Origin of the sequence: Chryseobacterium sp. 2TAF14, assembly GCF_052115105.1 — a bacterium.
Classification (GTDB): Bacteria; Bacteroidota; Bacteroidia; order Flavobacteriales; family Weeksellaceae; genus Chryseobacterium.
In genome coordinates this window covers 1-18,094 of the sequence record NZ_JBFRGA010000150.1, presented here as the reverse complement: position 1 = coordinate 18,094, position 18,094 = coordinate 1, and the positions used below count along the sequence as shown (strand labels likewise).

The window sequence follows — 18,094 nt, the reverse complement described above, 5'->3', positions numbered from 1 at the left end:
GAGTTACTATCGGCGGCTCTGTTGTGAAGTCCTCCAAAGAAGTGAAAGAAGGGGATGTTATTAAAATTCGCAAAAATCAAATTGATTATAAAATTAAAGTAATACAGATTCCTAAAAGCAGAATTGGGGCGAAATTAGTTCCGCTTCATATCAAAGATGTGACAGATAAAGATCAATACGAACTGCTAATGATGAGAAAAATGTCTCAGGAATATTACAGAAACAGAGGCGAGGGAAGACCTACCAAAAAAGACAGAAGAGACATGGATGATTATGTAGAAAATGATGTAACCGCAGATTTTACAGATTGGGATGATTTCTTTGGCGAAGACGGCAGTGATTCTGAAACCAATGATTAAATTTTAATACCAATAAAATGAAAAGCTCTAGAGATAGAGCTTTTCTATGATCTCCCGAATGATATCTTCAGGATCTTTATGATCTGTATTAATGCTAAACTGTGCCTTGCTGTAATATACATTCCGTTCAAATAAATGTTTGGCAATAAACTCAGGAATATCTTCATCAGGAATTTTTGCAATTAAAGGTCTTTTTTCTTTCTGCTTTGAAATTCTTTCTGCTAAAGTTGAAATTGACGCTCTTAAAAAAAAGCTCTTTGAGTTATTATTAATAATTTCCATATTATTATAATAAACCGGCGTTCCTCCTCCCAGGCTCAAAACGATGTTTTCCTGGGTGGCTAAAATTTCTTCCAAAGTTTCTCTTTCCAGCTTTCTAAAGTAGATTTCTCCCTTTTTCTCGAATATTTCGGGAATGGTCAGTTTATTTCGACGAGAAATTTCTTTATCGAGGTCAATTAATTTAAAATTTATTTTGTCGCTTAATATTTTGGAAATGTGAGATTTGCCACTTCCCATGTATCCTAACAGTGAAATTATCATGAAAATATTTTAAACAAATTTGCGAAAAAGTTTTGAGATAATGAAAAAAGTCCTATCTTTGCACCACTAAAAACAAGGGACATTACTTAACAATGAAACTTGATAATAAAGTGGCCGACTCGGTAGCTCAGCTGGTAGAGCAATACACTTTTAATGTATGGGTCCTGGGTTCGAATCCCAGCCGGGTCACTAGCAAAAAAATTACGAAATTGCTGTAATTTTATTGCCTGTGTGGTGAAATTGGTAGACACGCCATCTTGAGGGGGTGGTTTCCTAAGGATGTGCTGGTTCGAGTCCAGTCGCAGGCACTGCAAAAAAAAATATTCAATTAATAATTGATATTATATAAAAATAATTTTATATTTGTCAACGTTAATTTGATGTGACCGACTCGGTAGCTCAGCTGGTAGAGCAATACACTTTTAATGTATGGGTCCTGGGTTCGAATCCCAGCCGGGTCACAAGTTTACTGAAAAGTAAATTTTTTTCATATTAATATTTTGTGATTTGGTGTTCAAAGGCTTCCTTCAGGAAGCCTTTGATTTTTTGTGTCAATCAAGATGCATATTGTCAATCAGTCTTACGCTGTCTACATCAACTACAATAAACGCTCTGTAAGATTTATCGTCTTCTCTTTGGTTGGTTTCTTGTAATGTGCTTTCATCGGCAATCAGGAAATATTCCAATTCCATATTTTGCTGGTTATTGAAAACGGTATTTACTTTTTCTTTAATTTCAGCAATAGAAGTGGTTTTAAACCAGTCTTTAACTTTTGAAAGTGTGTCAAAAATTATTTTAGCGTCTTCTTTTCTTTCGTCGGTGAGGCGCTGGTTTCTTGAGCTTAATGCTAAACCATTTTCAGCTCTGTAAATAGGAACTCCAATTATATTGATAAGCAGCTTTTTTTTCTCGACCATTTTTCTGATAATCGCCAGTTGCTGGAAATCTTTTTCACCGAAATAAGCATTGTCGGGCTGTACTTTTCTGAAAAGCTCCTCAACTACGGTTCCTACACCGTCAAAATGTCCCGGTCTTGATTTTCCTTCCATTTCATTTTCCAAACCATCATAGTCATAATGTTTGCTTTCTGTTTTTTCAGGATAAATATCTTCCACTTGTGGCAAGTAGAGAGCATCTACCAGTTCTGAATTTTTGAGAATAGCTATATCATTATCGGTATCTCTCGGATATTTTTCCAAATCTTCAGGGTTGTTAAACTGTGTAGGATTTACAAAAATTGAAGAAATTACCAGGTCATTTTCTTTTCTGGCGGCTTCGTATAATGACAGATGCCCTTTGTGCAAAGCGCCCATTGTAGGGGCAAAACCTATCTTTTTGCCCATTTCTTTCTGTCTTTCTATAAAATCCTGAAGTGTTTTTTTGTTTTTTAGAACTTCCATAGTTTATTTTAATAACAATTCAAAAATACTAAATATTAAGGGATTGATTTTTAGTTTTAATACAATAATCTCAACAAGTATCGTAAAAAAATGTTAATTAGGATAATGTTGAATGTTTTTTCGTAATTTTGCATATTAGAGCGTTATTTAAAATTATATAAAAAATTATATGCCCAATCAGAAAATACTGTACATTACCACAGAGATGTACCCTTATCAGGAAGACACAAATTTAGCAGCGGTGGTAAACAAAATGGCACTTAAAATGCACCAAGAAGGCAATGATGTAAGAGTTTTTATGCCAAGATTCGGACAGATAAGTGAGAGAAAATTCCAGCTTCATGAAGTAATTCGCCTTTCGGGGATGAATATTATCATCAATGATTTAGATCAGCCTTTAATCATTAAAGTGGCTTCGCTTCCAGGTGAAAGACTGCAGGTTTATTTCATCGACAACGAAGAATACTTCAAAAGAAAACAATATTATTTTGATGATGAAGGAGTAGCGTTTGAAGACAATGACGAGCGAGCTATATTTTTTGCACGCGGTGTAATAGAAACGATCAAAAAACTAAACTGGGTTCCGGATGTTATCCACTTAAATGGATGGATGTCTTCTTTCGTGCCTATTTATTTGAAAACATACTACAAATCTGATACTTATTTCAAAGATGCTAAAATCGTACTTTCATTATATAATGAAAAGGATGCGGCTTTGGCAGGAAATGTAGGTGAGAAACTGAAATTCGATAATATTTCAGATTTAAATGCGTTAAATAAACCTAGTTTCGAGAGTTTTGTAATCGAAAGTATGAATTATGTGGATGAAGTGGTAAAAGGAGACGAGTTTTTAAACGGCGATCTTGATAAAGGTTTCAATGAAACGACTACTTCAAAATCTGAATACCTTGATGTAGACTCTATCAGTAAATTATATTAATATACATTTTGATGATTTATAATATTAGAAAAATTTTTACCATTCTTTCTGTAATGGTTTTAGGTGGTGTATTGGTTTATAACTGCGAACCGGAGCCAGATTCTTTAGGTGAACAGTTATTCTTGGATGGTGCGGCAGAAGGAGTTGAATCTTCTTATGACCTTATTGCTTACAATATTGATAATAATGATACGATAAGAACGGATGCATTTAAATTATTAAATCTTATCAGCTCTGGTTCTACATCTTCAACTGCGGTTTTGGGAGCTTTTAATGAAAACCAGTTTGGTATGCAGAGAGCTTCTTATTTTACTCAGGTGAGATTAGCTTCTTATAATCCTGATTTTGGCACTAATGCGGTAGTAGATTCTGTGGTTTTGGTTCTTAAACCGGTAGTTAGTCTAGATTCTATTCAGACAACTACAGATGAAAATTATATTTATCCTGACGGAAATGTAGATGCTAAAAAAGTAGTAAATACGTATCCTATTAAAAAATATGGTAAGGCAAAGCTTAACGGCGGTAAACTTACACTACAAGTACATGAAGTTGCCGAGTTTATGAATGGAGTTAATGATAAAGTTTATTCTGATAAAAACTTTGCAACATCTACTTTTTTAGGTTCTAAAGAAATTTCAGGTAATGCAACTTCTATAGCTATTACCAAAGATTCTGACGGTAGCTCATTATTTACGGGGAACACAGGTATTAGAATTCCTTTATCGCCATCTGTTTTTCAAACAAAAATTATAAATAAGAAAGGTCAGCCAGAATTGAATGATGCTTCAAATTTTATCAGACATTTCAGAGGGCTAAAAGTTTCTGTTGTTGAAAGTGACGGCTATTTATTCCAGTTTACTCCAAATGATATGGAGTTGATCATGTATTATAAAAATGATAAAGATGTAAATGGAATAAATACAAGACCTCAAACAAAATACGAGTTTGCTGTAAAATCTTCTAATATGCATTCTGCTTATTATGAATATAATAGAACTGGATCAGCTGTACAAAGTGTAATACCAAATACAACAACTGGAGATAAAAAATTGTATGCTCAAGGAATGGGTGGTAATTCAATTGGTATAAAATTCAAAGAAGAAGAGATTAATAAGCTGAAAAAGCTATATCAAGATAACAAAGCTGCCATTATCAGTGCAAAAATCAGAATTTATACAGATTCTGATTGGTCTAAGAACCCTTATGCAAAACCGGGCGCCGGTGATTTCACTATCGTTCAAAGAGATAAAGATAAAAGCTCCGGAAAAGAAACAACAGCATTTACAACAGATTATACTTCTTTAGGAGCATTATTTATTCCTGTGAGAGCTTATAATAGAAGTGTTGATAATGTCAATTATTACGATTTTACTGTAACTAAATCTTTAAAGGATATTGTTGAATCGAGTGATATGACTTATGATAATTATAAAAATAAATATTTCAAAATAGATCTAGCTCAGTTTGCTCCTAATGCTTCAGGTTCTATTGCTGGTGTTAATTATACCACCCGAGCATTTTCAATGGGAAGAGCCGTTTTTGTTGGTTCAGATCCTACAAATAGTGAAAATGATACAACTGTTACTCCGGATGAGATTAAACTGAGAGTAACTTTAGGAACTAAAAAATAAAAATACTAATAATACATTTGTTTAAAATATGTGCGGAATAGTTGGTTATACAGGTTTCCAGGATGCTTATGATATCGTTATCAACGGTCTCAGGAGATTAGAATACAGAGGTTACGACAGTGCCGGAATTGTTTTAGAAAATACAGCCAACAGCTTTAGTGTGGAAAAAACTAAAGGAAAGGTTGATGATTTGGTTAATATTTCTAATAATTTAAAAGGAACTTCAAGAATCGGAATGGGACACACCCGTTGGGCAACTCACGGCGTTCCGAGTGACAGAAATTCTCACCCTCATATTTCCAATAACGGAAAAATAGCAATTGTTCATAATGGGATTATCGAAAATTATGACACCATTAAAACAATGCTTATCGAAAAAGGATTTTCTTTCAAATCTGAAACAGATACCGAAGTTTTGGTTAATTTAATCCAGTATTTTACCGACCTAAACACTGAAACAGATTTTCCTACAGCAGTAAGATATGCATTAAATGAGGTTTACGGAGCTTACGCAATTACGGTAATGCACGAAGATTTTCCGGGGCTTTTAGTGGTTGCAAGATTAGGGTCTCCTTTAGCGATCGGAATTGGCGAAGAGGAATATTTTATTGCTTCTGATGCTTCTCCTTTCGTTGAATTTACAAAAGAAGCCATTTATCTTGAAGAAGGCCATATGGCGACAATATCTTTAGAATCGGGTGTTGATATCAGAACGATTCAGGATAATTCTAAGATCATCCCTGAAATCCAGGAACTTAAATTAAGCTTAGAGCAAATAGAAAAAGGCGGATTTGAACATTTCATGCTGAAAGAAATTTTCGAGCAGCCAAAATCTATTCATGATACAATGAGAGGAAGACTGATTGTAAATGAAGGTGTCATTAAGATGGCAGGGATTTGGGATCACGTAGAGAAATTCAAAAATGCAAACAGAATTATCATTATCGCTTGCGGTACTTCATGGCACGCCGGTCTTATCGGTGAATATCTTATCGAAGAATTTGCAAGAATTCCGGTAGAAGTAGAATATGCTTCCGAATTCAGATACAGAAATCCTATTATTACAGATAAAGATGTGGTAATTGCTATTTCTCAGTCGGGAGAAACTGCAGATACAATGGCTGCTTTAAAACTGGCTAAAGAAAAAGGTGCATTTATATATGGTATATGTAATGTAGTAGATTCTTCAATCGCACGGATTACTGATGCAGGATCTTATACTCATGCAGGACCGGAAATTGGGGTTGCTTCTACAAAAGCATTTACAGCTCAGTTAACCATTCTTTCTTTAATTGCATTAAAATTAGGAAAGCACAACGGTAATTTAGGAAATGCAGAATTTATGAGTCTTATCTCTGAACTTGATGCGATGCCTAAAAAAATCGAAGAAGTATTAGAAGGAACGCACGAACTTACCYAAAATATTGCCAAAGATTTTGTAAACGCAACCAATTTCCTTTACTTAGGGAGAGGTTACAATTATCCCGCAGCCTTGGAAGGAGCTCTTAAATTAAAAGAAATTTCTTACATTCATGCAGAAGGATATCCTGCGGCAGAAATGAAGCATGGGCCAATTGCTCTGATTGACGAAAACATGCCAATCGTTATCATTGCACCTAAAAAAGGACACTATGATAAAATTGTAAGTAATGTACAGGAAATTAAAGCAAGAAAAGGTAAAGTAATTGCGGTAGTAAACAAAGGAGACACCCAGGTAAGCTCAATGGCAGACTATGTGATTGAAATTCCTGAAACGTCAGAATGTTTTTCTCCAATAGTGGCTTCAGTGCCTTTACGGCTTAATTATAAAAATTAACATGAAAAGGATATTTCTTTTATTATTGTCTGCGTCGGTAGCATCGGTATCTTGTTCAGGTGGGGGAGCCTCTTCGGTAGGTAAACCGGGAACAAAAGGAGAATTGATACCTAGAGAAAAAACAAAATCATTCGTTGCACAAAGACCTTATGGTATGGTGGCAATTCCTGGCGGTTCTTTTAYTGCAGGTATGGCTGATGAATCATTTACCAATAATGGTGAAGTTGCACCTTTGAAAACGGTAACTGTAGCTCCTTTCTTTATGGATGAAGCAGAAACTACTAATGCAGAATACAGGGTTTTCATCAATTATGTAAGAGATTCTATCGCCAGAACCATGCTTGCTGAAGCTGCAGGAGAAGGCGGTGAAGGCGGCGGTAGAGGACAAAGCATCGGAGACTATGCTTATCTTGCCAAAAAAGAAGAAAACTTAACACCATATCAAGAATATTTAGAAGGAGCCGGAGGAAGAGACGGATATGATGATACTAAAAGATTAGATTGGAAAATTCCATTACACTGGAACACTTCAAAGTATCCTGACGTAGAATACGCTGAAGTTCTTGAGTCTATGTATTTACCTGCATCTTCCAGAGTAGGCAGCGAAAGACTTATTGATGTTAGTAAATTAAAATACGGTTACAGATGGGGAGATATGGATGTTGCTATTGCTGATAACGAAAGAGGTGTAAACTTCTTGAGAAGCGAAAGTATTGCAATCTATCCTGATACAACAGTTTGGGTAAATGATTTCCATTACACTTATAATGAGCCTTTATTCGAACAATATTTCTGGCACAAAGCATACAAAGATTATCCTGTTGTTGGGGTAACTTGGGATCAGGCAAGAGCATACTGTGACTTCAGAACTAAATTGAAGTCTGATTATAATGAAAGCTTGAAAAGAAGACAACAAAGACCTTTACGTTTCCGTCTTCCAAACGAAATGGAGTGGGAATATGCTGCAAGAGGAGGGAAGCAAAACGCTACTTATCCTTGGGGAGGACCTTATTTAATGGATGATAGAGGTTGTTATCTGGCAAACTTTAAACCAAAAAGAGGTAGCTATATGGAAGATGAGAAAAAAGGAACTTACACCTATACTGCTCCTGTAAAAAAATTCAAAAAGAATACTTTCGGATTATTTGATATGGCAGGTAACGTTTCTGAATGGACAGATTCAGGATATAATAATTCTGCTTACGGATTCTCTTCTACTTTAAATCCTTCTATCAAATCTAAAGCAGACGATAAAAAATCTGTAAGAGGAGGTTCTTGGAAAGATGTTGGTTATATGTTGATGACTGGGGCAAGAGACTGGGAAAACAAAGATTCTGCAAGAAGTTATATCGGTTTCAGAACTGTACAAGATATTCCTGAAGCAGCTGTTAAAGCGAAAAGAGTTAACAGATAATATTGCCTAAATTATTTTTTATTATCAATTTATAACATTTAAAAAAAACTAACTTAGCATGCAAACCCAAACCCTTTACACTCAAATATTTCGGCTAAAAATGCAGTAGATCATTTCGCTGAATTAGAAAACTCACTTTCAAGTAAGTTAGATAAAATGCTTCAGGATGCTAAGCTTGACGTACAGTTATTTGACAGACTAAGAACAGGAATTGATAAATTCTCAAGTTCAGTAGATCAAATCAACCAAACTGTTGACGTATCTGCTTCCACACACAAATATAATGATCAGTTAAACAAAGCTGCATCACACATGGAAAGCATGAATGCTCTTTATGCAATGCAATTAGAAAACGGTCAAAGACAATCAGAATTTGCTAAAAAATATGTTGATGATATGCAGAAATCAGCAGAGCAGTCTGAGAAATTTAATCAAGAATTACAAGGTTTAACAACCAACTTAAACAGCTTAAACAGAGTTTACGGTGGTATGTTAACTGCTATGAAATCATAATCCTTTAACCATTATTTAAACAAAAACTAAAGAAAAGAGAATGGCAAAAGGTAAACAGACTCCACGTCAGAAGATGATCAACCTGATGTATTTGGTGTTCATCGCTATGATGGCCCTCAACATCGATGTTGAAATTATCAGATCATATTATGATTCTACAAGAGCTTTAAATGATACAAGGCATTTGACAGAGCAGAAAAATGAAGATATTTTCGAAAAAACATTAGAAGCGAAGGCACAGCAAGTACCAGATACATACGCAGGACCTTGGGAACAGTATAAAACACTGAAAAGCAAGATTGATGTTTTGGTAAGTTCAGCTGAAGATATCAAAGTTATTCTGAAGAAGCAATCAGATTTCCATGATAAAGATCCTAAAACAGGAAAAGACATGGATGTAAGTGAAAACTTCTCAGCATTGAACAATAACGAAGCTACCACTGAATATTTCTTTAAAGAAGGTGACGAAAATACTCCTTCTGCAAAAGCTTTAGAGCTTAAAAAGCAGTTAGATGATGTAAGATCTTACATTGTAGCTACTTTTGGAGGAGATCCGCAGTTGGCAAAATTAGTTGAAAGAGCAAACAAATCGATCATTGCAGAGTATCCTGCCGGAAAATCTCCGAATGGTAAAACCTGGTTTCAGAATAAATTCTATCACCAGCCTTTGATTGCTGCAATTTCAAATCTGGAGATTATTCAGAATGATGCAAGAAACGTACAGTCAGATGCATTGGCGTTAATGCTTCAGGAAAAAGTGGATGCTAGTATCAAATTTACAAGCTACGAAGCGATCGTTTCTGCACCTACAGATGTTCAGGCTGGTAAAAAAGCTGAAGCAATTGTAATGTTGGGTAACTATTCAAACAGTAGCAAAATCAGCATCAGTGGTGTAAGCAGACAAGAAAACGGTAAAGGATATCTTCCTCTAAATACCGGAGGTATTGGTGAGAAAAAGATCGGTGGTGTAATTACTTTAACAGATGCTTCAGGAAAAGCTCAGCAATTCCCTTTCACGCATACCTATAACGTAATCGCTGGTCCTCAACAAGTTAAACTTGAACAAGGTCTATTACTTTCTGCTGATAAGATGAATGTAATGTATAGAGGATTAGAAAACCCTGTTACTGGATCAATTCTTGGAGCAGATAATGCTAAACTATCTCTTTCAGCTCCAGGTGCAGTTGTGAAAAGTACAGGTAAAGGTAAATGGAATGTTATTCCGTCTACAGGAAATATTGTAAAATTAACTTTATCTGGTACAGATCCTACTGGAAAAACTGTATCTCAAGTATTTGAATATAGAATTAAAGGTGTTCCTAGACCACAAGGTCAGATCAGAGGTAAAGCTGTTAACTTTATGCCGGTTGGTTCTATTCCAAACCAAATTGTTGCAGCAGCGTTACCAGACTTTGATTTCCCGGTATCATTTACTGTAAATAGCTTTATTTTAAAGCTTCCTGGAAGAGCGGGTACTATGATTCAAGGTAACTCTTTATCATCTGCAGAAGGACTAATCAGAAATCTTCGTCCTGGTGATGTAGTTCAGATTTATGATATCCAAGCTACGGCTACAGGACTTGGTAATCAGCGATTGAAGGAGATATCACCGGTTATTATCAATGTTCAATAACATTTAATTTGTAAATTCATATTATGAAAAAATATATTAGCAGTCTTTTAGTATTAGCTTCTGGGTTTGTATTTTCTCAGACTATTCTAAATGCTTCTTCTCCGGAAGAGTTCAGACAGATGAGAGCTGAAAATATGAAAAAGGTCGGAGATACTATTGTTAGTAATAAAGTAACTCCTTTAGAGTATGGCTTTGTAGATGAAAAAGACATCTTAAAAAGCATGATGGTTTGGGAAATAATTGATCTCAACGATAAGATTAATCAACCATTCTATTATGACAATCCAAACGGATTGCTTTCAAAAACTACAAGATCTTTGTATCAAATTTTATTAGATGCAGCTTTAAATGGTCAGATTGATGAAGTTTATGAAGATGAAAACTTTTCTACTAAGTCAACTCCTGAAGCAATTAAGAAGAAGTTAGAAAGTGAAAGAATTGATGATGAATTAATTGAAATCATTAACTCTGGTGCAACTCCTACTGAAGCTCAGAAAAAGCAATATATTGATATAATCAGAACAACTACTGACAAAGTAAAAGTTTTAAAGATTATGGGTATGTGGTTTATTGACAAAAGAGATGGTATGATGAAATACAGACCTCTTGGTATTGCTGCAATGGGACCAGATCCAACTTCTATCGGAAGAATCGGTCCGGATGGTCAGCCTTTGGCTGGTGCTGATGAACTTGTAGATTTATTCTGGGTTTATTATCCAAAAGCAAGAGATATTTTAGCAAACAATTATGTATTCAACAGAGCAAATTCGTCTGCGGATTTATCTTTTGATGATATAATCAATGCAAGAAGATTCTCGTCAATCATCTACAAATCTTCAAATGGTCTTGGTGATGGTACTATTAAAGATTATGTTCCTAGAAATGCTGAAGAGCAATTGGCTGAAAGCCAAAGAATCAAAGAACAGATTCTTCAAATGGAAAACGATATGTGGAATTACTAAATTTCACTTGATATTTATAAAAAACCTGAGTACATTTACTCAGGTTTTTTTATTATAAAATTGTTCTCTCCATAAAATAAAAGTTAGCCGATTTTATAGACCTTTTAATGAATCTCTTATATGAAAAATGTAGATTACATCATCGTTGGTGATGGTTATGCAGCCTTATTTTTTGCACATCAGTTACTTTTAAATAACAAATCATTTGTCGTTTTCTCTGAAGGGAAGAAAAGTGCATCACAAATTTCTGCAGGTATTATCAATCCTGTAGTTCTAAAAAAGTTTACTACATTTTGGCTGGCTCAACAGCAAATCGATTTCTTAAAAAAGACCTTAAAAGAAATAGAATCTTACACTGGTGAAAATTATCTGATAGAATCTCCTATCCACAGAATTTTTCATGATGAAAATGAGCAGAAACTTTGGCTTAAAAAATCGGCTAATGATGACTTAAAAAACTTTTTAGATGAAAAATTCGATCATTTAAATAGTGTAAAAAACGACTTTCATACGGGAAAGGTTAATCAGTCAGCAAGGCTTAATGTTAAAGGCTTTTTTGATGGTTTATTGAGCTATTTAGAAAATAATGAAAATTTGATCAGAGAAAAATTCGATTATTCTTTGATTGACACTTCAAATTCCAGATATAAAGATTTCAGTTTTAAAAATATTCTGTTCTGCGAAGGAATGGGTGTGAAAGAAAATCCGTACTTTTCAGATATTTCTGTCAATCCAAACAAAGGTCATCATATCCGTATAAAGCTTTCCCAACTTATTCCGGAGAATATTACGATTAAGAAAAAACATTTTTTATTTCCCTTAGAAAACGATCTTCATTTTTATGGCGGAACGTATGATCGTGAACAATTACATCACGAAATTGATAATTCTGCTGTTGAACAATTGCAAAAAGGCCTTTCAGAATTTTATCCGTACGATTTTGAAATCAAAGAAATACATTTTGGTTTCAGACCTACCGTAAAAGACAGGAGACCTATTTTAGGAAGACACTCCGGGTACACAAATTTTTATGTATTCAACGGTTTAGGAGCTCGCGGGATTCTCAATGGATGTTATTTCTCAAAAACCTTATTTGATTTCATAGAAGATAATATGCCGCTGCCTCAAGAAATTTCTATAGAAAGATTTTAATTACAAAAGACGCCTTTGAGACGTCTTTTCTTATTTATTGTAAAGCTATTTTTTTACTAGGCTGATCTTTTTTTGCATGAAATAAAACCATATCAACATCTTTTTTTAGAAGAGTTACTTCATATTTGTTTTCAATAAATTGATATTGATTATCATCCGTAGAAAAACCCGGGTTTTCTAAATTTTTTTGCAGTTCGTAAGTTTGACCATTCAGCCTTACAACAACTGTATTTTTAGTATTGTTGGTAATAATTTCCATTTTATCACCATGGCGGTCTGCAACAGTTACCTTACTTATATCATCACGAGATGCGGGAGTTTCTTGTTGCACAATCGTTGTGTCAGGATCTTTAGCCGAATGTGTACACGCTGATAATGCGGAAATTACGAGTAGTCCGAGAGAGATTTTTTTCATTTGTAATTTTGTTTTTTAAAGGTTTCATATTAATTGTTTTGGTGATGTAAAATTACAATTATATTTCTTTAAAATTTGTTAAATTTTAATAATTTAAGCAATTAGAATGCCATTTAATAATATTTTTTAATGTTAAATATAATTATCTGCCATTCTCACTCACTTTTCAGAGAATTTCAAGAAGAGTTAAATTTTGTTAATACTGAATTAAGTATTAAAACCTAAACATACATTTGCAACTTCTAATGAGAAACTATATTGTATATTTTTTGACGAGCCTTTTTCTGCTTTTTATGGTAGAAAGCAAACTTAATGTCAAAACTTTGCGTAGCGACTTCTCAGGTCATATTTCTCACAATTATCCCAATAAAATTGATCAGAACAATCAATCGGTTACAAAATTTTCTATTCAGCAAACAGCAAATAGTGCAGACGGTTTTTCTATAGAATTGGCGGAAGATGATTTTCAGTTTTCAGATTCGGCGAAGGCAATAATTGTTTTTGCAAGTGTATTTGGGCTGATTTATTCATTCGGGCTATTATTTAAAAAAAGGTTTAAACCTTCAATCTCAGGTCTTTTACAGCATTTAAGTTCTGTAAAAACATTCATTCTGATTCGTTCTATCAGAATATAAAATTTTATTTTCCGATTTTCTTTTTGCTCCACAATCTCGGCGCAAAAAACGTTGCGTTGTGTTCAAAATGATTTCACAATGTAAATATTTCCAGAATTATTTATTCAAATTAAACTTTTAACGATTTATACCACTCTAAAATTATGATGAAAAGAGTTGTCTCAGGCGTTGTTTTAAGCGCCGTTCTCCTACTGTTCAGCTGTAACGGGAAAAAGGAAGAAAAACAAGAAGATTCCGTGTATCCGGTAACTTCACCTGTGAAAATGGATACCATTATTAACAAAGATTTTGTCGCTCAGATTCAGTCTGTGAAAAACATTGAAATTCGTGCTCAGGAAAAAGGTTTCCTTGAAAAAATTTATGTCGATGAAGGTCAGTACGTAAAAGCCGGGCAGACTTTATTCAGAATTATGCCGCAGGTTTATCAGGCAGAATTATTAAAGGCCAAAGCCGAAGTAGAACAGGCTTCAATTGAGTTAAAAAACGCAAGTACTCTTGCCAATAACGATATTGTTTCCAAAAACGAAAGATTGATGGCAAAAGCCAAACTGGATGCGGCAAATGCAGAAATGAAACTGGCGCAGATTCACCTTTCATTTACCGATATTAAAGCTCCGTTTTCCGGAGTGATCGATAGAATTCCTTTGAAATTAGGAAGTTTGGTCGATGAAGGAGATCTTTTAACCACGCTTTCAGACAATACGGATATTTACAGTTATTTTAATGTTTCCGAACCTGAATATTTGAATTATCAGAAGAATGTTGCAGACCGAGGAAATCAAAATGTAAATCTGGTCATGGGCTTTGATAATTCCTCAGAAAGCAACTTACGAAATTCAGGATCAGAAGTATGTTTTTGTGATCGATAAAAACGGTGTTGCAAAATCTAAAAACATCAAAGTTGCTTATGAGCTTCCGGATATTTATGTAGTTGCTTCAGGTGTTTCTTCAGACGAAAAAATCTTGCTGGAAGGAGTTCAGAAAGTGAAAGACGACCAAAAAGTAAAAGTGAAGTTTCAGGATCCGAAGAAAGTTCTTCAGTCTTTAAAATTAAAAGCAGAGTAAAAATAAATGATAATTGATAAGCGATCATTGATCTATCATTTATCATTAATAATTTATCATTTATAATTATTATATGTTTAAAAAATTCATCCGCAGACCTGTTCTGTCGATTGTAATCTCTTTGATTATCGTGTTTATGGGAGTTTTATCATTAATGAAACTTCCGATTACGCAATTYCCGTCAATTTCTCCGCCGAAAGTAAATATAACGGCAACTTATCCCGGAGCGAATAACGAATTGCTTGTAAAAGCCGTGGTAATTCCTTTGGAACGTTCGTTAAATGGTGTTCCGGGAATGAAATACATGACTTCCGATGCCGGAAACGACGGTGAAACTTCCATTCAGGTCGTTTTCGATTTGGGAACAGACCCGAATGTTGCGGCGGTAAATGTTCAGAACCGTGTTTCTTCGGCAGTAAACAAACTTCCGCCTTTGGTTGTGCGTGAAGGAGTGAAAATTACCCGTGAAGAACCGAATATGTTGATGTACATTAACTTGTACAGTGACGATCCGAAAGCTGACCAGAAATTCCTTTTCAACTATGCAGATATCAATGTAATGTCTGAATTGAGAAGGGTAAGCGGAGTTGGTTTTGCCGATATTTTGGGAACTCGAGAATATGCAATGCGTATCTGGCTGAAACCCGATCGTTTAACGGCTTACAATATTTCGGCTGATGAAGTAATGGAAGCTTTAAACCAGCAAAGTTTGGAAGCTTCTCCCGGAAAAACAGGGGAAAGTTCTGGTAAACGTTCTCAGTCTTTTGAATATATTTTGAAATATTCCGGTCGTTTTAATAATGAAAAAGATTACGGAAATATTATTCTTAAAGCTAAATCAGCAGGAGAATTTGTAAGGTTGAAAGATGTTGCCGATATCGAGTTTGGTTCTTCGATGTATGATATTTATTCTACTTTAAACGGAAAACCTTCTGCAGCAATTACGGTAAAACAATCTTACGGATCAAATGCAAGTGACGTTATCAAAAACGTAAAAGCTTTAATGAAAGACCTTGAAAAAACTGCTTTCCCGAAAGGGATGCATTACGACATTAGTTATGACGTTTCAAGGTTTTTGGATGCATCGATTGAAAAAGTTGTTCATACGTTGTTTGAAGCATTTATTTTGGTGGCAATCGTGGTGTTTTTATTCTTGGGAGATTGGCGATCAACGTTAATTCCTGCGATTGCAGTTCCGGTTTCTTTGGTCGGAACTTTCGCCGTAATGTCCGCTTTCGGAATTACCTTAAACATGATTTCGCTCTTCGCTTTGGTAATGGCAATCGGGGTCGTCGTCGATGATGCGATTGTTGTGATCGAAGCGGTGCACGCCAAAATGGAAGAAAAAGGACTTTCTGCATTAAAAGCAACGGAAGAAGCAATGCACGAAATCAGTGGAGCAATTATCGCAATTACTTTGGTAATGGCGGCTGTATTTATTCCGGTGGCATTTATGTCGGGTCCGGTCGGAGTTTTCTACCGTCAGTTCTCGATTACAATGGCTTCGTCGATTATTCTTTCGGGAGTTGTTGCCTTGACGCTGACTCCGGCTTTATGTGCTTTAATTCTGAAAAATAATCATGGAAAGGCCAAAAAGAAAAGCCCGATCACTATTCTTTTAGATAAATTCAATAATGCATTTAATAAAGGAGCCGGGAAATATGAAAAGGTGTTGAATAAAACTGTAACGAAAAAATTCATCACGCTTCCTTTGTTGTTGATTTTCTGTGCTTGTACTTATTTTTTAAGCAATAAGCTTCCTTCAGGGTTTATTCCGAGTGAAGATCAGGGAATGATTTATGCGATTATTCAGACTCCTCCAGGTTCAACCTTGGAAAGAACCAATCAGATTGCCAAGGAATTATTGAGAGAATCTGAAGATATTGATGGAGTACAATCGGTTTCATCTTTGGCAGGATATGAAATTTTGACGGAAGGAACGGGTTCAAATTCCGGAACGTGTTTGATTAACCTTAAAAGCTGGGAAGAACGTTCAGAATCTGCTGCCGAAATCATAGAAAAGTTGGAAGAAAAAGCTAAAAATATTCCGGGAGCCAATATTGAATTTTTCCAGCCGCCTTCAATTCCTGGTTATGGTGCTGCAGGTGGATTTGAATTGAGGCTTCTCGATAAAGCAGGAAGTGGAGATTACCAGAAAATGGAACAGGTAAGTACAGATTTTGTGAAAGAACTGAAAAAGCGTCCTGAACTGGGTTCTGCGTTTACGTTCTATTCTGCAAGTTTCCCTCAATATATGCTTAAAATCGACAATGATTTAGCCGAACAAAAAGGTGTGAGTATCGAAAAAGCAATGGATAATTTGTCAACTTTAATCGGTTCAAATTATGAAACAAGTTTCATTCGTTTCGACAGACCTTATAAAGTAATTGTTCAGGCAGGACCGCAATATCGTGCTTTGCCGAGTGATTTGATGAAACTATATGTTAAAAATGATAAAGACCAGATGGTTCCGTATTCAGATTTCATGCATATGGAAAAAGTGTACGGTTTATCTGAAATCACAAGACACAATATGTACAATTCTTCTGAAGTAAGCGGAACTCCGGCTCCTGGTTACAGTTCCGGACAGGCGATTAAAGCCATTCAGGAAGTTGCCGATAAAACGTTACCAAGAGGTTTCGGGATCGACTGGGCGGGAATTTCAAAAGACGAGGTAGGCCGTGGAAACGAAGCGGTTTATATTTTCTTAATCTGCTTAGGATTTGTTTATTTAATTCTTTCGGCTCAATATGAAAGTTTCATCCTCCCATTACCGGTAATTCTTTCGTTGCCGACAGGAATTTTCGGAGCGTTTTTATGTTTAAAACTTTTAGGCTTAGAAAACAATATTTACGCCCAGGTTGCAATGGTTATGTTGATCGGACTTTTAGGGAAAAATGCAGTATTGATTATAGAATTTGCCGTTCAGAAAAAAGCGGAAGAAGGAATTTCGGTGGCGAAAGCAGCAATCGAAGGAGCAGCAGTACGTTTCAGACCGATTTTGATGACCTCATTTGCGTTTATTGCAGGATTAATTCCTTTGGTAATGGCAACCGGACCGGGAGCGACAGGAAACAGAACCATCGGAACCGCTGCAGCAGGAGGAATGCTTTTGGGAACCGTTTTCGGACTGATGATTATCCCTGGATTGTACTACATCTTCGGAACCATTGCCGACAAAACAAGATTGGCAAAATACGAAGAAGAAAATCCTTTAACAGAACAAACAGAACCTTACCAACACGATGATAAACATGAAGATTTATAGTAAATATATTGCTGCAATTGCCATTTCGCTTGTTTTGGCAAGCTGTAAAGCTCCGATGGCAACGGTGATTCAGGATGACGTAAAAAATAATATTCCTGAAAATTTTAATCAAAATGAACAGCAGGATGCCAATAACAACAGTGGAACAACACCTTGGAAACAGTTTTTTACCGACCCGAATCTGGTAAGTTTAATTGAAACTTCTCTTAAAAATAATCAAGAGTTGATGATTACGCTTCAGGAAATTGAAATTGCCAAAAGCGGAGTTGTTGCTAAAAAAGGAAAACTTTCTCCAACCGTAAGAGCCGGATTAGGAGCTGGAGTAAAAAAAGCAGGCCGATATACAAG

Annotated in this window: 13 protein-coding genes, 3 tRNA genes and 3 pseudogenes; 16 read left to right on the top strand and 3 right to left on the bottom strand. The window is 35.3% G+C overall.

Going from position 1 to position 18,094, the window contains the following annotated elements; all coding sequences use genetic code 11:
• Positions 1–359: RNA-binding S4 domain-containing protein (locus AB4Y90_RS13835; protein WP_441558138.1), on the top strand; the 359-nt coding region annotated here is incomplete at its 5' end.
• Positions 360–386: 27 nt separating this feature from the next.
• Here AB4Y90_RS13835 and AB4Y90_RS13830 read toward each other — a convergent pair.
• Positions 387–902: a shikimate kinase gene (locus AB4Y90_RS13830; protein ID WP_441558137.1), complete on the bottom strand. Its 516-nt coding sequence runs from the start codon at positions 900–902 to the stop codon at positions 387–389.
• 116 nt (positions 903–1,018) lie between these two features.
• On the opposite strand from AB4Y90_RS13830, the gene AB4Y90_RS13825 reads away from it, so the two are divergent.
• The 3 genes from AB4Y90_RS13825 to AB4Y90_RS13815 all read left to right on the top strand — a co-directional run bounded on the left by AB4Y90_RS13825 (position 1,019) and on the right by AB4Y90_RS13815 (position 1,363).
• Positions 1,019–1,091, top strand: a tRNA-Lys gene (locus AB4Y90_RS13825).
• Positions 1,092–1,127: 36 nt separating this feature from the next.
• Positions 1,128–1,210, top strand: a tRNA-Leu gene (locus AB4Y90_RS13820).
• An 80-nt stretch (positions 1,211–1,290) separates the two neighbouring features.
• Positions 1,291–1,363, top strand: a tRNA-Lys gene (locus AB4Y90_RS13815).
• A 90-nt stretch (positions 1,364–1,453) separates the two neighbouring features.
• Here the strand turns inward: AB4Y90_RS13815 and panC are convergent.
• A complete protein-coding gene (gene panC, locus AB4Y90_RS13810) occupies positions 1,454–2,302 on the bottom strand; it encodes a pantoate--beta-alanine ligase (RefSeq protein ID WP_441558136.1) in 849 nt (282 codons plus the stop codon).
• A gap of 169 nt (positions 2,303–2,471) precedes the next feature.
• Between panC and AB4Y90_RS13805 the strand changes: the two genes are divergently transcribed.
• The 8 genes and pseudogenes from AB4Y90_RS13805 to AB4Y90_RS13770 all read left to right on the top strand — a co-directional run bounded on the left by AB4Y90_RS13805 (position 2,472) and on the right by AB4Y90_RS13770 (position 12,363).
• On the top strand, positions 2,472–3,242 hold the full coding sequence (locus tag AB4Y90_RS13805) for a glycogen/starch synthase (protein WP_441558135.1): 771 nt from the start codon (positions 2,472–2,474) through the stop codon (positions 3,240–3,242).
• A gap of 11 nt (positions 3,243–3,253) precedes the next feature.
• Entirely contained in the window at positions 3,254–4,873 is a 1,620-nt protein-coding gene (locus tag AB4Y90_RS13800) for a DUF4270 family protein (protein WP_441558134.1), read from the top strand.
• 28 nt (positions 4,874–4,901) lie between these two features.
• Positions 4,902–6,674 (top strand): annotated as a pseudogene (gene glmS, locus AB4Y90_RS13795) (glutamine--fructose-6-phosphate transaminase (isomerizing)); the annotation flags it as partial.
• Between the two features lie 16 nt (positions 6,675–6,690).
• Positions 6,691–8,103 carry a gliding motility lipoprotein GldK gene (gene gldK, locus AB4Y90_RS13790; protein ID WP_441558133.1) on the top strand — a complete coding sequence of 471 codons (1,413 nt, stop codon included), beginning with the start codon at positions 6,691–6,693 and terminating at the stop codon, positions 8,101–8,103.
• A 57-nt stretch (positions 8,104–8,160) separates the two neighbouring features.
• Positions 8,161–8,616: pseudogene (locus AB4Y90_RS13785) on the top strand (gliding motility protein GldL); the annotation flags it as partial.
• A 40-nt stretch (positions 8,617–8,656) separates the two neighbouring features.
• Positions 8,657–10,249, top strand: a complete 1,593-nt coding sequence (locus AB4Y90_RS13780; protein WP_441558132.1) for a GldM family protein — start codon at positions 8,657–8,659, stop codon at positions 10,247–10,249.
• Positions 10,250–10,272: 23 nt separating this feature from the next.
• A complete protein-coding gene (gene gldN / locus AB4Y90_RS13775) occupies positions 10,273–11,211 on the top strand; it encodes a gliding motility protein GldN (protein ID WP_441558131.1) in 939 nt (312 codons plus the stop codon).
• A 120-nt stretch (positions 11,212–11,331) separates the two neighbouring features.
• Positions 11,332–12,363 (top strand): NAD(P)/FAD-dependent oxidoreductase, encoded by a 1,032-nt coding sequence (locus tag AB4Y90_RS13770; protein ID WP_441558130.1) that lies wholly within the window; start codon positions 11,332–11,334, stop codon positions 12,361–12,363.
• Positions 12,364–12,397: 34 nt separating this feature from the next.
• Here AB4Y90_RS13770 and AB4Y90_RS13765 read toward each other — a convergent pair whose 3' ends face one another.
• On the bottom strand, positions 12,398–12,778 hold the full coding sequence (locus AB4Y90_RS13765; protein ID WP_441558129.1) for a hypothetical protein: 381 nt from the start codon (positions 12,776–12,778) through the stop codon (positions 12,398–12,400).
• 245 nt (positions 12,779–13,023) lie between these two features.
• Here AB4Y90_RS13765 and AB4Y90_RS13760 point away from each other — a divergent pair, with 245 nt between their 5' ends.
• The 4 genes and pseudogenes from AB4Y90_RS13760 to AB4Y90_RS13745 all read left to right on the top strand — a co-directional run.
• Positions 13,024–13,413 carry a hypothetical protein gene (locus tag AB4Y90_RS13760; RefSeq protein ID WP_441558128.1) on the top strand — a complete coding sequence of 130 codons (390 nt, stop codon included), beginning with the start codon at positions 13,024–13,026 and terminating at the stop codon, positions 13,411–13,413.
• A 146-nt stretch (positions 13,414–13,559) separates the two neighbouring features.
• A pseudogene (locus tag AB4Y90_RS13755) lies at positions 13,560–14,478 on the top strand (efflux RND transporter periplasmic adaptor subunit).
• 73 nt (positions 14,479–14,551) lie between these two features.
• Positions 14,552–17,746: an efflux RND transporter permease subunit gene (locus AB4Y90_RS13750; RefSeq protein ID WP_441558127.1), complete on the top strand. Its 3,195-nt coding sequence runs from the start codon at positions 14,552–14,554 to the stop codon at positions 17,744–17,746.
• Positions 17,733–18,094: TolC family protein (locus AB4Y90_RS13745; protein ID WP_441558126.1), on the top strand; the 362-nt coding region annotated here is incomplete at its 3' end. The genes AB4Y90_RS13750 and AB4Y90_RS13745, both read left to right, overlap by 14 nt.